Raw genomic sequence first — 1,869 nt, 5'->3', positions numbered from 1 at the left:
ACTATCCTGCTCCAAGACATCCCCGTTACTCCAGCCGAACTGAAACGGATTGCCGGGCTGCGCTTTTCATCAAATGCGAAGCGAGCATCGGCATCGTCTTTTGCCGGTGCTCACCAGAAGTAATTTACGGATCGATTGGGACCGCCGCCGAAATCGATTCGACAACTTTGTCCACCGCCATTTGCGATGGCAACATCAGTAATAAACTGGAGAGCTTATCCAGCTCATATGTCCAGAAGGTGACATAAAGCCAGAGGGCGCACAAACGAAAATGTCTGTTTCCGGCAGTACGTGGTTAGCAGAACTTCAATTCAAACGGCGTCATTAGCAGAACAGTCGAAGCTTTCGAATGGCCAACGGATGTTGGCACCTTTGAGACGTGCGGAAGCCCCCGCTAATCTAATAATGTCTGTCTATTGGAGAAGACCGGAATTGATCAGCGCACGGTCAAAACGACGCTTCTGACCCGGAGCAGAAGTCCAGTCTACGACGCCATGCAGACGCCGCGATTTTTGCGGGAGCTCGAAGATGTTGTCGCGGGCCCACCCCGACCGCTTGGCTCGTCGTTCAACCTCATCCCGGACTTCACATCGAGCAGCGAACGTACAACATTTCCACTGGGACCGGCCCCTTGGAGCTGAGTGTGATCCTATTCTCTCCGGAGATTTTCACATCGAATGCTACGTCTGAAACCGCGACACCGTCCGAGCACGACGCAATTACCTGCACGTTCGACCCGTCATCGTGGAACGATTTGACAGTGCATTTCTGAAATGTGCCGGTTATTTGCTTTCCCTGGACGATTAGACCGCCCGCGTGGAGATCAGCATCTCGCTTGAACGCAAGCTTGTTATTCTCTTTGGTAAACACCGTGCCGCAGGCCGAGGCGTCGTCCGTCCAAGCTCCGTTCAAATCCGCAGCCTGCGTCGAGCCCGATTGTGTAACGAGAAGTATTAACAGCACCGATGGATTGAAGGTTCTCATGAAACTCTCCGATTAAATGGGCGATAGGCTGCCGGAGCCCGTTCGATCGCGGAATTGTCGCAAAATCGATCTCTTTGACGCGGACGGGCGACGTGGCCTTTCGTATCGCTGTTTGAGTAGATTCCGAGTGCGACAAATCATCGGACCTTTCGTTGATCTAAGTGGAACGGCGGCAAACTCGCGATGGCGTGTCGCCGTCGCGCGGCCGACGAAAGGACGGGACCAACAAGCAGACTCAGAAACAAGGCTGTTGCAGTTTTGATCATGACACTCTCCTCTCGAAAGCATTTCCGGCATTCCCGGCGCTGCAACACGGCTTGTGCCTACATCGGCGCGAGCGCGCTTGCGCATCGTCGAGATATCCTCGTTTGGTGGCTCGATTCCGAGGTTCGCTTATCTCAAAGAATCCCGATCATGATTGGCGAGGCGGCTTGTTCGAAAGCCCGCAATCAATACACCCGGCGCCGAACAACCAAGGCACGCCGTGGCGCAACCACAACAGCACGGTGGACTCGATGAGCTCCAACAACCACGGCGCCGCCTGCGCCAACACAGCCGGCGCGATAGACGCCGCGCGCGCAGACAACCGCACTTGCCTCCATCGTGCTCAAAGCAATGATGCCTCCTGCCAGCAATAGCGAGAGAGTAAGATGTTTCATGACTGTACTCCTTGGGTTATCGTTCTCCGAGGTAGCGCGGCTTTCGCCCGGTACATATTTGGGAGGTGCCAGCGAAGCCGTTCAATTTCCGCCGCCATGTCAGGAATGCTCCTTATCCTGATGGTCGCGATGTTGCATTCGAGGGTCCAGACCGCGGAATCGGGCTTCGAGCGCTTCCTATCTCTCGCCGCGCTGAGCGGCCTGTCACCCAGGCACCCCTCGCATT

The 1,869-nt window shown here is 55.4% G+C and carries 1 protein-coding gene; it reads right to left on the bottom strand.

The features are described from left to right. Positions 1 to 585: 585 nt before the first annotated feature. Positions 586 to 984, bottom strand: a complete 399-nt coding sequence (locus tag WB528_RS24930; protein ID WP_423891713.1) for a hypothetical protein — start codon at positions 982 to 984, stop codon at positions 586 to 588. Positions 985 to 1,869 lie beyond the last annotated feature (885 nt).

Source organism: Bradyrhizobium sp., assembly GCF_049586575.1.
GTDB lineage: Bacteria > Pseudomonadota > Alphaproteobacteria > Rhizobiales > Xanthobacteraceae > Bradyrhizobium.
Note: the sequence above shows the minus strand (reverse complement) of the source record. Positions and strands in the feature narration are given on the sequence as shown.

Coding starts and splice junctions, on each gene's coding strand:
- WB528_RS24930 (WP_423891713.1), bottom strand. CDS start 984: ATGAGAACCTTCAATCCATCGGTGCTGTTAATACTTCTCGTTACACAA.